This window comes from Pseudomonas sp. C2.3V (assembly GCF_058536325.1).
The window spans coordinates 176011-189109 of sequence record NZ_JBZUBN010000002.1; the positions used below are offsets into that span (position 1 = coordinate 176011).

Here is a 13099-nt window from a genome sequence, read left to right on the forward strand (position 1 = left end):
AACTCGTTACATATTTGTACGGGTAGCAGGTAGCAAAAATATGACACCGCGAAACGATCTGGAATTTATAGGCAGGTTTATGACGCGCGTGTCTGCCAGATGAATCGGTGCGACTGGGCAGAGCCATATCGCACCCAGGCAGGGAGATCAGGATTTTTCAGTAATAATGAACTGATTGGTGCCCAATTTGTGTGCTCCCCAGGAAACGGCGTAGCCCTGGCCAAGCCTTACCGCCTCGGAGACAGCTACCGCCTCGCTGTTGTAAACGCAAGCCAAATGCCATGGAGTGTTCCGATAAACTCCCCAGCCTTTGACCCAGTCCTGGTCGTTGGGATCTCGTTGTAGCTCACGGAGTAGCCATTTGAATTCCATAACAGCCTTCCTTGTAGCAGTGGGACAAGGTGATACAACCATGACGCCCCTCAGCGCAGCGGGCGATTCCGGCTTGTGGCAAGTGTAGCCAAGATCATTGCGTTAGCTTGGTAGACTTTCCGAAAAGGCAGTATCGACTGCAACGGCAGCGATAGCACCACGATGACATTGAACATCGAAACCCGAAGATGTTCATGGGAATGAAGGGACTGGGTCGGAAGAAAGGGCCCCGTCCCTGGGGCAGCATGCTCAGCTAGGCAGGGTATCCTGTCTGCCTGCCTATTTCATCGGCTGCCAAATCAATAACTTGAGCAATTTTTTAAAAAAGATGATTTTTTTGCTAACCGTTTATCCCTTTAGACAGACGGCACGCTGTAGTGGCGAATAAATAGCAAAACGCTGCCTCTAACAAACACTACTGCCTGGTTCTGCTTGCATCATGAAGTGTCTGTCTCGCCTTACCTATATTTTTGCTGACTCATTTGCTCTTAAAGGCATCATCGACCAAGAGGGTAGCCTGACGATTACCGCAGCGCCTCTTGATGGAGGCGAGCCTTATACTTGGCGTTTTTCCGCCCGGTATTTGAAAAATGGTGCGCTGTTCCAGACGCTGCTGGACGATATCGAGCATGAGCTGCTCAAACACAACAAGCAGAAGGCGCAGTTGCAAATAGACGACCTGGTAGGAACGCCCGTAGGGCAGGTGTCTCGCTAAAGGCTCATCAGATCACCTGCTACCGTTTATTTTTTTGCCGTTGCCCCATCTTGATTCCATTACCGCTGCGTGCCGTTGCGCCGTTGGCGCTGTAATACAGTAGAGGTGTTCAACCTCTGTCTCTTCTCGACGTCAAACGTATTATCGCCTACAGCAGGATCTGACAGCCTATGAGCCTCGTCTATGGCATCTGCTCGGATGCACATTTGCATAATTGGTCAGCGTTTTCCCGTGTCGACAAGAATGGGCTCAATAGCCGTCTCGGTCATATTCTGGATCAGATTCAGGTGGCGGCGCATGACCTTCGTGCGGCAGGAGGACATACGCTCTACATTACAGGTGATCTTTTTCATGTACGTGGCTCCGTTTCGCCCACGGTTCTTAATCCAACTATCGACCTGTTCACACGGCTTACGAAAGACCTGGATCTGAACATTCGTGTGTTACCAGGTAATCATGACCTTGAGTCCCGTGACAGTAGCGCGCTGGGCAATGCTTGCGAGAGCTTGCGTACCATTCCTGGTATTGAAGTGATTTCAACGCCAACGTTGTTCGAGGATGACCATGTTGTCATGGTGCCTTGGTATGACCGACTCGATGATGTCCGCCGGCATATCGACGCTTGCCTGACAGATTTGAATGCAAAAGGGGAAGCCCCCAACGCATGGACCCTGATGATTCATGCGCCAGTCAATGGTGTTCTAACCGGCTTGCCAGACCATGGCTTTAACGCAGCAGAGTTGGCCCGATACGGGTTCAAGCGCGTTTTTAGTGGGCACTACCATAACCATAAGCGCTTCAAGGGTGAGGTCTATAGCGTAGGCGCCACCACCCATCAGACTTGGAACGATATAGGGACCCGGGCAGGCTATCTCTTGGTCAGCGATACCGACGTGGTATTTCGTACCTCTTCTGCGCCCCGCTTCATGGATCTAGATATTCGCTGGGATGAGCACGAAGCCAGGGAGCAGTGCAAAGGTAATTATGTGCGGGCACGGCTGGGCGAGGCGACCGAGAAGGAGATTTCCCACCTTCGTGATCAGCTCAAGACATGGGGTGCGCTGGGAAGCCTGGTACAGGCCATCCCCTTGCCACGCTCTGCTGTTATGCAGCGTCGCTCGCCGGTCTCCAGCGCACCGACACTACGCGAATCGATCCGCGGGTGGGTGGAGGAAAACAGCACGCATGGTGACGCGCTGGTAGCACTGTGCAACGACATACTCAGCGAAGCCGAGGCGATCGATCCATGAGGATACAGAGCCTTTCGATTACTCACTTCATGGCGATTGGACATGTCGAGTCGCTTCCCCTGAACGACAAAGGTCTGGTACTGATCCAGGGCGAGAACCTGGATGATACGAGCCAAAAGAGTAACGGCGCTGGCAAGTCGTCAATTGCCGACGCACTGTGCTGGGCCCTGTATGGCGAAACCGCTCGTCAGGAGTCTGGTGATGCGGTGATCAACCGTACCGCAGGAAAGGGTACAGAGGTCAGACTTGAGCTGCTTGACGAGACGGGCGCACGCTATCGCATCAGTCGTCATCGCAAGCATCGCCAATACAAGAATCAATTGCGCCTTGAGCATTTCATGGAGGGCGAATGGCAGGACCTGACCAAGGGCTCGGATAAGCTGACCCAGGTGCTGGTCGATAAGGTCATGGGCTGTTCGCGCGAAGTGTTCGTTAACGCGATCTATCTGGGTCAGGAGGCTATGCCCGACCTACCTGGGATGACAGACCGAAACCTCAAGCTCCTGGTAGAGGAGGCCGCAGGTATCCATCAGTTGCAACAGGCTTATGAGATCGCTCGGGCCCGACTTAATCAATGCAAGGTCGAGGTAGGAGAGCTCACCACTCAGGCCAAGGCCTTGGAAACAGCCATCACTACCTTTACCGCCAATGTCGAGGCGGCTGAGCAGGATCGCGAGGCGTGGATACGTCAGCAGAGCGCCGCCGTCCAGACCGCTACCCAGCACTACCATGCCGTTCGGGATGCGTTTGATACAAGCCTGGGAGAGTATCTTCAGGCACGCTTGAAAAGCCTGGACGAGCAGGCCGCGGCCGTTCGTAGCAGGATCACCGCGTCCGATGAGGAACGCCGGCAGGAGCGTATCCATGCCAAGGCGCTTCGGGAGGCGGAGCTTGCTTATGCCGCAATCCAACAGACCCTAGAGCGTGAACAAGCCAAGACCCAGCGGCTCGCTCACACGTTGGAGCACATTGACGATCAAGTAGGTACTACGTGTTCTCAATGCGGTCATGTCATCGAACCACAGGATCTTGATGCCTCACGAGACATGACCTGGCAATCCGTGAAAACGCAGCAGGAAAAGGTACTTGCGCTACAAGATCAAGCGAAGACAGCGAAAGAGGCGCTTGACCAGTTGGAAAACAGCCTACGCAATTATCGCCAGCAAATGACTGATGTTTCCGAGCAGAGTGCAACCCTGGAAGCGCTTGAGCAGCAAAGACGAAAAACCCAGGCTGAACAGCACGCCTGGCAGGAACAGGCCAGGCAGCTACAGGTGCTGAAGGAGCGCATCGCGCAGCTCGAATCAGCAAAGAATCCGCACGATTCAGCCATACAGCGTGCACGTGAGCAGTTGGTACAGACAAGGGTGAGACAAGAAGCCTTGACGGCTACATTGAGCGCAGCGCAGCAACGGCTTGCACTGGCGGAAGAAGCCGCCCGGGTATTCAGCCCGTCAGGCGTTCGTGCGCATATTCTGGATAACGTAACCCCCTACCTGAATGCTCGGACGGCTCACTATTTGTCTACATTGACGGACGGAAACGTGACCGCAGTGTGGTCTACCATTGCATTGACGGCCAAGGGAGAGTTACGCGAGAAGTTCTCTATCGATGTGGTCAGCGCAACCGGGGGTGAGACCTTTAAAAGTCTCTCAGGAGGAGAAAAGCGTAAAGTCAGGTTAGCAACCGCCATGGCACTGCAAGATCTGGTCGCATCGCGAGCCAGTAAACCCATCAGGTTGTTTATGGCAGACGAGATTGATCAGGCCCTTGATGAGGCCGGTCTTGAGCGATTAATGTTTTTGCTGGAGGAAAAGTCCCATGACAAGGGAACGGTCCTGGTTATCAGCCATACGGATCTACGCGATTGGATTCGTAACAGCATCACTATAACCAAGGAAAACGGACAGGCTACCGTAGAAGCTGCATATACCGTCTAAGCGGTGCTGGCTCATTGGATAGCCAAAAGGGCATTTGATGCGGGCTAGTAAAAATCAGTCTGCTATTTTTGAGTGTTAGAGCTAAGCCAAGCGTCCCTGCAGGCTTGCCAATGGATAGGTGAGGGAAATCATGCCGCGTTGTCCTGACTCTTGCGTTCCTGGTACTTCTTGGCGGCTGACTCGAGACTGCTGACAATGCTGTCATAGACGTCAACGGTCATCTTGCTGGCGTCCGGGTAATCCGTTTCAAACTTCTTCTGAACGGCCGGGCTGCACTCGCTTACCGCATTTTCGATACGCTTGAGCTGACTCTTGTTAATGTAAACAGCAGGCTGGCGGTTGGCATTGGTCTGAGAAGCATCATTGGCATCGTCATCCTCTTGGGCAATACCTGCAAAGGCTGCCAGGGAATAACGGCGATAGTACGTAATCGCGCTACCAACCCCTTGAGGGTCCATTTTCATGCAGGGGCCCAGCAGGGTATTGCTGATCCACTGACCCGATTCGTGCATCAGTACCGTTTCGACACTGACTTTGCCATCTTCAAAGCCCGGCATTTGGACGATCGAAAGGCCGAACTTACTCAGAATCGGTCGGGTTGTATTCAATACTTCGGCCAGATCCGCATACTTGCTTCTGAAGTGCGGATTGATGCTTCCCTTTGTGGCGTTTTCAATCTCAGCCTGTGCGGCGGCCAGGGCCTTGGCAAGGGCGTCGATGTTTTCTGACATTTTCATACAGATATCTCCAAGGCAACATACCCCTTACCGACGGGACAGGGGTGAACGTCGAGAACTGATGAGAAGGGTTTAAAGAGGTTTTCCAGGCAGTCCATCCTATATGGGGGCAAGCGGGCTAAAACCAAGCTGAAAGCCCCGAGCTGCCTGACCTTTCGTCGGCTGAACACTGCCTTTGAAAAGCTTCTCAGTTATCAAACGCGCTACTACTTGGACCACAGCGAAAGCGGTTTATCTGCAAGCGTGCAAAGGTTTGTAATGGCTCAGAATTTATGAAGCGCGAGGGATATCCCATAGCTCAAAGCCTGCCCGGTCAGTTGGCGAAGCTCCTCGTCAGCGTCGTGTTTCGCTGCCTGAACAAGGCGATCACCCAGAGCACCTTCAAGGCATGCAGGCGTTGCCTTCAAAATCTCGAGCCCCTTGGCAGTGAGGACACAATCATGAGCGGTTCCAGCCACTACATCGCCATGTTCGATCAAGCCTGCATTGCCAAGCCATCTGACCGAGGCGGTAAAGAATCGAGCCTCATCCGCACAGGGATTAAAGTCATCTATTTCATTCAGGCCCGCCGCCTCGATGTGCTTTTGCATATCGGTACAAAAGAGATTACGCGGAATAGGGAAGGCCTCGTACAACTCACCAAAAAGCCGACCGACCAGATTATCGAACCGTTCAATGTTGGTAGCCATGGGCGCTCCTGAGTTGATTTCATTCCATCATAGCTGACATCGTAATGCGCAGGAGAGCACCGTCTGGCGAAAAGCGCTGTAAATCAAGGTGTTAAATATAGTCCTGCCTTTTTCTGGCTACGCCATCCCCTACTTGGGATGAGCACAGAGTTGCGCTACGATTAGCCTTACGATTTTTATTCTTTACGTAAAGCGAGTAGCCATGAGCCGTAACGGTATAGACAAGGAGAAGGTGGCCACTGCCATTCGGCAGCTAAAGGAAGCGGGCCGGTCTGCCTCTGTACCTGAAATCCGGGCGCTGACAGGAGGCTCGTTTACAACTATTCAACGTTATAAAAAAGAAATCGAAGCTGACGAGCAAAGCCTTTCAGGACCGAGCGGACGGATCAGGGCGGACATGCTGGCACTAATCGAACAACTCGAACGCAAGTTGCTGGAGAGGGCCCAGCTGGAAATAGACGAGGCTGAGCAGACGCTCGCGGTTCAGGCGAAGTCGATAAATGAAAAGCTCCAACTTGCCGATGAGCGTGCGAACGCCCAGCAAGAGCGTATCAAGGACCTGGAAGCCAGACTAGCGAAAGCCGAAGCGCTCGCAGGAGATTACGCAAACCGATACAACGCAGCCAATAATGAGCTGGCCAGGCAGGCGGTAGACCTGACTCATAGCCAGCGAGAGTCGGCTGCCCGTGCCCAGCGTATCGAAACGCTAAGCGCTGAACTCAAGACGGCACGGGATGCGTTGGAAGGTTATCAGGAAGTGATGCAGCGCCAGCGGCTGCAGGATCAGGTGCAGTCGGATTCCGCCGTCAGTGACTTGCGCAACCAGCATCAAGCGGTTCTGGCCGAGAATGCCTCTTTGCGGGAGCAGAACATCCAACTGATTCGGGATAATGAGCGACTCCAGGCCTTGCATACCACACAGGCCCGGCATCTGGATGACCTGGCCCGTCAACTCGATCTGGAGCGCGCCACCGGCAAGGACCTGATCAGGCAGATCGCCCGTCTGGAGGCGCGATTGGAATCGCATCAGCTTTGAGATTTGCCCTCCGGGGTAAGCTGCTCATTCAACTGCTCAACCAGGCGTTCCACCGGAACCGGTCTGCCCAACAGAAACCCCTGCGCCTGATCACAGCTCAGGATACCTAGTGCATTAAGCTGCTCGGCTGTTTCGACACCTTCTGCGGTCACGGACATCGAGAGCGCCTTGCCCAGTGCAACAATGGCCTTGATGATGGCCTGATTGCTGTCGTCACCCTCGCTTAAGCTCATGACGAAGCTGCGATCAATCTTGATGCCATCGAATGGATACTGGCTCAAGTAGCTAAGCGAGGAGTAGCCTGTTCCAAAGTCATCCATGGAAAGCTTCACACCCAGCGCCTTGAGTTCATGCATCAGGGCCAGTGCGCTTTCAGCATTATCCAACATCACGCTTTCGGTAATTTCCAACTCAAGCCGCGCAGGCTCAAGTTGCGTTTCTTCCAATACCTGCCGGATACGCTCTACTAGGTCATTACGCTGAAATTCGATACAGGAAAGATTGACCGAGACGAAGATAGGATCTTTCCATTCGAGCGCCTCGCGACATGCCTTGCGCAAAACCCAGTCGCTCAAAGGCACTACAAGCCCGCTCTGCTCGGCCACCGGTATGAATACAGCAGGACTCAGCAAACCGCGGGTAGGGTGGCTCCAGCGTACCAACGCCTCTGCGCCAATGATATTCCCGTTCTGGATACTAAAGCGCGGCTGGAAGACGAGTCGTAACTCATCGCGCTGCAGGGCGGCCCGCAGGTCTTCCTCGATCTGCTGGCGTTGAAGCAGCCGCTCGTTCATCGCGCTGTCGTACAGCCGCCACGTATCACGTCCCGCCCCCTTGGCCTCATAAAGTGCAATGTCCGCAAACCGAAGTAGCTCGCTCTTGATAACCCCATGGGCAGGCGCCTGCACAATACCAATGCTGGCGCTGATACGAACTTCAAGTTCGTCAATCATGATCGGAGCAGAAAGGCAGGCCAGCAGACATTCTGCCAATACAGAAGTGTTTGGCTGCTTTTGCCCGGTAAGCACAAGGACAAACTCATCGCCACCCTGACGGGCAATGAATACGCTGCTATCCATACACCGTTTGAGCCGGTTGGCCACTTCGATCAGGACCTTGTCACCAAAGCCGTGCCCTTGAGTATCGTTAACGTGCTTGAAGTCATCCAGGTCCAGATAAAAGATGGTCAAAGGACTCTCTGGCGTAGGTCCGTTTCCCAATTGCTCCTTGAGATACCGGTACATGTACGTCCGATTGGGAAGCTGCGTCAGCGGATCATACTTGGACAGATGCTCGTAATGGGCCTGAGCTTCCATTTCGTCTGTAATGTCGCTGAGAGTCCCGCGATATCCGGATAAGACGCCCTCCGTCCAAACAGACCGAAGATAAAGGTGCCCCACACGTTTATGTCCTTCGCGGTCCATGTAAAAGCATTCCAGGGCTTTTGGGGCACCTGCTGGTTCCTGATCTTGTTGGGCGCTTGCCTGGAAGTCCGTTTCGCTGAAATCAATAAGCTCCTGCAGCGGCTTTCCCAGCCACTCGTGAACACCAAAGCCGGTGCTGATTGCGAACCGGTCAGAAAGATAGGTCAACTCACGTCGGGCATTCGTTTCCCAGATCCAGTTTGAAGAAGCCTCGGCGACATCCCGAAAACGAGCCTCGCTATGCTCCAGGGCTTCATGGCTGCTATCGATCAATGCAGCCGCACGCAGTGATCGGCGCTTGAGTTTGATTAAAACCAGATACAGGGCAAATGCCGTAAGTACCAGCAGAGGCAGCATTACGCTTAGCAGTACACCGCCAGGACGCTCTGCCTGCCAGCTGAGCAGAAAAGGAACGCCATGGTTCTCGCTTACGATAAGGCTGGCGCTATCCTTTTCTGCCGGCCCGGCCTTCAGATTGACAATGCTAGAGGCCGCACCCATCGACGCCAGCTTCGGCTGATCCAGCCGTTCAACAAAGAGCAGGATGGGAAGCTGGTCTCGCCTGGGTAGATACGTCGTCTGGGCGGGCTGGACCAGAGCTGCCGAAACAATCGCCGGTGCACCCTCCACCTGAAAAAAGCCCTGAACATGCGTAAGCGGAGGCTCGCCTCGGAGTCGCTCCAGCATTGCCGGCAAGTCGCCCTCGATCCACTGGAGTGCATCCTTGGGGTCGACCGTATCCTTTAAAAAGGCATAACGGGTATTTTGCGAGCCGTCGACAACCAGGACGGCGTCAAGCCCATATTGCGACAGCAGCGAGCCGGCCAGCTTATCTTCTTCACGCGCCCATTTCGTATCGACCGCAGGATAGAGGTGCATGAAATTCTCCTCCCAGCGGGCATAGTCCATGAGTGTCGCCACCGTGGACTTCTTACGAGTATCGATAGCATTGCGCAAGGCCTGCTCACCACTGGTAATGGCCTTATTATCTAACGACCAGGCAATATAGCTCGTGACGGCGCCTGCCAGGGCGAACAGGCTCAACATCAGGACGGTAAACATCAACACAGAGCGACGGGTCAGCTCAGTGTGGCTTTGTGAACGAAACGGCTCGTCCTTTTTCATGGCTGGCGGGGGCGGAGAAATAGGCATGGTCAGGGAGGCGATTCGATAATCTGCTATCAGGTTGTTTTATATCGGCTTCCGTTCTCGCCGCTGTAGCAAATAATCCGGTTCAGGCGATGTGAGGCACAACCGGGCGGATCAACAGACCATCCGGCAACTTTTGACTCAAGAATTCCGCACTGATGCCGCTTCAATACGTATCACTTTGCATGTCCTCTCTGGCCCCCTTATCAAGGTTATGTCTATGAGCCTTCGCTCCCTGAAAATTGCATACCGAAGCCTGTTTTGCTTTGGCGTTATCGCGGTCATCCTGACCGGGCTGGGGGTGTTCAGCCTGGCACAGATGTCTCATATCCAGGATCAGTCTCGGAAAGTGGAACTGAACTCATTGCCCAGTATTGTTGAAAGTGACAATCTGGCCCTGCAAATGGCACGCATTCGTATAGAGGCGTTGCGCCTGATTGCCTTGCCAGATGCTGAAACACTTCGGAAAACTCAGCAGAAGATCAAAGACTTGGGACAGCTTGTTGAAGCTGGCTTCAAACGCTATGAGCCTTTAATCAGCACGCCGGAGGAGGGCAAGGCGCTACAGCAGTTGCAGGCTATCTACCGCGACTATATGACTAATACCGATCAGCTCGTAGCGTTAATGGTCAACGGCCGGATCGATGATGCCCGTAAACAGGTCATGGGTGGCATGGCCAGCCTTGGCTTGAGCATGAACGAACAGACCGAGAAATTGCGTACCCTGAACCAGCAAGCAGCCAAAGCCTTTGGCGAAGATGCACAGGCAGTGTATAGCAACTCCGTATCCATTACCCTGACGGTTATCGGCTGCGCCCTGGGCCTTACGATCCTGCTCGCCTGGCGTCTAACCTTGAGTCTGTCCAAGCCTATTCGCGAAGCTGTGCAGGCTGCGGAGACCATCGCGTCGGGTGACCTGACCCACCGGCTGGAAACAACCGGTACAGATGAGGCCGCTCAGCTGCTCAAGGCTATGGGAAAAATGCAGGGCAATCTGCGCGATACGCTTGAGCAGATCAACCGGTCGGCTGAACAGCTGGCTGCTGCGACTGAAGAAATGAGCGCAGTCATGAGCGAAAGTACGCAGGGACTGCAACAGCAGAACAGCGAAATTGAGATGGCAGCTACTGCAGTCACCGAGATGAGCCAGGCCGTTGAAGAAGTAGCGGGTAACGCGACGTCGACCTCAGTCGCCTCCAAAGCAGCAGCCGAAACCGCGCGCCAAGGGCAGCGTCAGCTTAACGATACCCTCAGTGCTATTGGTGTCCTGACGGACAACGTTCTGAGCGCTTCTGAGCAGGCACGTCAGCTGGCCGAACAGACACGCAACATTAGCCAGGTGCTGGATGTCATCCGGTCCGTAGCGGAGCAGACCAACCTGCTGGCGCTGAACGCTGCAATCGAGGCGGCCAGAGCAGGGGACGCGGGTCGCGGGTTTGCTGTTGTAGCAGACGAGGTACGCTCACTGGCACACCGGACCAGTGATTCTACCCGCGAAATCGAGGCCATGATTGGTAGCATTCAGCAGGGGACTACTCATACCGTAGACGCCTTGCTGACCAGTGCGGATCAGGCCAGGCAAACCCAGGAGCAGGCTGAGGCGGCAAGTCATGCACTAGGCACAATCAACGATGCGGTTAACGGTATCGATGAGCGTAACCTGGTCATTGCCAGCGCTGCTGAGGAGCAGGCACAGGTGGCCCGAGAGGTGGATCGTAACCTGGTTCGTATTCGTGATCTGTCTATCCAGACGTCCGCGGGTGCAGAACAGACCCATACAGCCAGCCAGGAGCTTTCTCGCCTGGCTGGAGACCTAAGCGGCATGGTTCGCCGGTTCAGAGTCTGACCGACCGGCAGGATGATGCTGATTAACAGACATCGTTCTGCCCTACGTTTCGGCTAGGTAACGCAACGGAATGTAATAAATGCGCCCTTTATGGAAGGGCGTTTGTAAGCCCTCGTTGCAGTCCATGCCCTAAGGTAGGTTTATGTCTCATCCTGATTCAATGGTTTCGAAGAAACTCAAACGCCTACCTCTGGAAACGTTAACGATGGCCTTTCTGGGCCTGGTGTTTGTGTCCTTGGTAGGGTTTGATTTCTGGCAAAGCTGGCATGCGCGAGACGTTCAACTGCAGCAATCCGAGAGCACAACGCTCAACCTGACTCGCGCGTTGGCCCAACATGCTGAGGACTCGTTCCAGGAAGTGGATGTAGCGCTCATGAGCCTTCAGCACTTGCTGGAGCAGGGTAATGAGATATCGTTTAAACCAGAAGCGCTGCATACGCTGCTTGAGAAATATGCGGGCTCCCTAGAGCAGGTCGAGGGCCTGTTCGTTTTTGACGAGCAGGGCAATTGGAGGGCAACCTCTTTAGGTGAAACGCCATGGAAAGGCCAGAACTCAGACCGAGGCTACTTTAGATTTCACAATCAGAACACAACTGAAGACCCCTTCATTAGCCGTGCCATTCACTCCCGCTCTACAGGTAACTGGATTATTCCGATATCCCGGCGTGTTACCGACAAACAAGGGCGTTTTGCGGGTGTAGTGCTGGCTACAGTCAGGATGGAGTATTTTCTCGATTTCTACAGGCACATCGAGCTAGGGCCTTCAGGTGCCATTGTGCTGGCGATGCCGGACGGCACGATTCTGAGTCGACGCCCCTTCAAAGACGAATATCTAGTGGGCAAACACCTTGCCCAGAGCTACGTCATTACCACAGCATTGGCTCAGGCGCCTTCCGGCATCGTGACTATCAAAGCGGTAATTGATGGGGTTGAGCGCCTGTATGGCTACCAGCTGATAGATAAATATTCCTTGTTGGTAATGGTGGCAATGAGCAAGAAAGAGCTCTTGTCGGACTGGACCGGTGATACGCAACGCTCAGCCATCATTGTCGCCAGCCTCATTATCGTGATGTCGCTGTTCGGCTTGGTGTTGATGCGCCAGATCGGGCATGCCAATACAGTCAAGGCTGAACTGATCGAGGCGCACCGTGCGCTGGAAAGGCAGGCCTTGTCTGACGGACTGACTGAATTGGCCAATCGTCGCTATTTCGATATGGCATTGCATCAGGAACTCAAGCGGGCAGAACGCTCGGGGCAACCGCTAAGCCTGATCATGCTGGATATCGACTTTTTCAAGGGCTACAACGACTATTACGGACACCCTGCAGGCGACTATTGCCTGAAACAGGTCGCACAGGCGCTAAAGCATAGTCTCCCACGATCGGGTGATTTTGCGGCAAGGTATGGTGGTGAGGAAATGGCAGCCATCTTGCCAGCCTGCGACAGCCAAGGCGCCCGGATAGTCGCTAAGCGTATCCAGGACCAGATACGTAAGCTAAGGCTTGAGCATCACAACAGTCCATTCGGCATGGTCACTGTCAGCGGTGGCATTCATACATATATGCCCGGCGAGGACGGCGTCCTGACTGGACAAACATTGATTGAGTGTGCAGACAGTGCTTTATATGAAGCCAAACGTAATGGGCGAAACCGGATGGTGGTGACTGAGAGTAGTCATACGTGATTAGCAGAGGAGACGTGAGAGGGGTTCCCGGACATGGGCTCTATACGCAGGTCCGGGACTAATAGTAATTCTAATACTCTATTTAACATAAGATATATTATGCGAATGTAAGGATAAGTCTCATAGGAACATGATCGACACATTTCCCCAGTATTTCATTTCCGATTAAAGCACTAATCGGAAATTCATGACCTGCAGTACAAACTATTCAGGTCTTACTCTTACGATCAATTTCCGCTTCATAAAGATGGATGACT

At 53.7% G+C, this 13099-nt stretch carries 10 protein-coding genes; 6 read left to right on the forward strand and 4 right to left on the reverse strand.

The window, feature by feature from the left end:
* Window positions 1-147: 147 nt before the first annotated feature.
* Entirely contained in the window at window positions 148-372 is a 225-nt protein-coding gene (locus AC4LF3_RS20650) for a hypothetical protein (RefSeq protein WP_010798486.1), read from the reverse strand.
* Between the two features lie 439 nt (window positions 373-811).
* Here AC4LF3_RS20650 and AC4LF3_RS20655 point away from each other — a divergent pair, with 439 nt between their 5' ends.
* The 3 genes from AC4LF3_RS20655 to AC4LF3_RS20665 all read left to right on the forward strand — a co-directional run bounded on the left by AC4LF3_RS20655 (window position 812) and on the right by AC4LF3_RS20665 (window position 4277).
* Window positions 812-1087: a hypothetical protein gene (locus tag AC4LF3_RS20655; protein WP_010798485.1), complete on the forward strand. Its 276-nt coding sequence runs from the start codon at window positions 812-814 to the stop codon at window positions 1085-1087.
* Between the two features lie 170 nt (window positions 1088-1257).
* Window positions 1258-2337, forward strand: a complete 1080-nt coding sequence (locus tag AC4LF3_RS20660; protein ID WP_491836562.1) for a metallophosphoesterase — start codon at window positions 1258-1260, stop codon at window positions 2335-2337.
* Complete coding sequence (locus AC4LF3_RS20665) at window positions 2334-4277, forward strand: AAA family ATPase (RefSeq protein WP_491836563.1); 1944 nt, start codon at window positions 2334-2336, stop codon at window positions 4275-4277. The genes AC4LF3_RS20660 and AC4LF3_RS20665 overlap by 4 nt, the downstream gene beginning before the upstream one ends.
* 128 nt (window positions 4278-4405) lie before the next feature.
* On the opposite strand, the gene AC4LF3_RS20670 is transcribed toward AC4LF3_RS20665, so the two are convergent.
* Both AC4LF3_RS20670 and AC4LF3_RS20675 read right to left on the reverse strand, forming a co-directional pair.
* On the reverse strand, window positions 4406-5014 hold the full coding sequence (locus AC4LF3_RS20670; protein ID WP_010798482.1) for an ERF family protein: 609 nt from the start codon (window positions 5012-5014) through the stop codon (window positions 4406-4408).
* Between the two features lie 263 nt (window positions 5015-5277).
* Window positions 5278-5703 (reverse strand): hypothetical protein, encoded by a 426-nt coding sequence (locus tag AC4LF3_RS20675; protein ID WP_010798481.1) that lies wholly within the window; start codon window positions 5701-5703, stop codon window positions 5278-5280.
* Between the two features lie 202 nt (window positions 5704-5905).
* On the opposite strand from AC4LF3_RS20675, the gene AC4LF3_RS20680 reads away from it, so the two are divergent.
* Entirely contained in the window at window positions 5906-6739 is an 834-nt protein-coding gene (locus tag AC4LF3_RS20680) for a hypothetical protein (protein WP_491836565.1), read from the forward strand.
* Here the strand turns inward: AC4LF3_RS20680 and AC4LF3_RS20685 are convergent.
* Window positions 6730-9315 (reverse strand): bifunctional diguanylate cyclase/phosphodiesterase, encoded by a 2586-nt coding sequence (locus tag AC4LF3_RS20685; RefSeq protein WP_491836567.1) that lies wholly within the window; start codon window positions 9313-9315, stop codon window positions 6730-6732. The two genes, AC4LF3_RS20680 and AC4LF3_RS20685, sit on opposite strands and share 10 nt — an antisense overlap.
* 217 nt (window positions 9316-9532) lie before the next feature.
* Between AC4LF3_RS20685 and AC4LF3_RS20690 the strand changes: the two genes are divergently transcribed.
* Both AC4LF3_RS20690 and AC4LF3_RS20695 read left to right on the forward strand, forming a co-directional pair.
* The gene (locus AC4LF3_RS20690) at window positions 9533-11158 is read left to right on the forward strand and encodes a methyl-accepting chemotaxis protein (protein WP_312271863.1); all 1626 of its coding nucleotides are present in this window, start codon (window positions 9533-9535) and stop codon (window positions 11156-11158) included.
* 142 nt (window positions 11159-11300) lie between these two features.
* Window positions 11301-12842 carry a sensor domain-containing diguanylate cyclase gene (locus tag AC4LF3_RS20695; protein ID WP_491836569.1) on the forward strand — a complete coding sequence of 514 codons (1542 nt, stop codon included), beginning with the start codon at window positions 11301-11303 and terminating at the stop codon, window positions 12840-12842.
* Window positions 12843-13099: the final 257 nt, after the last annotated feature.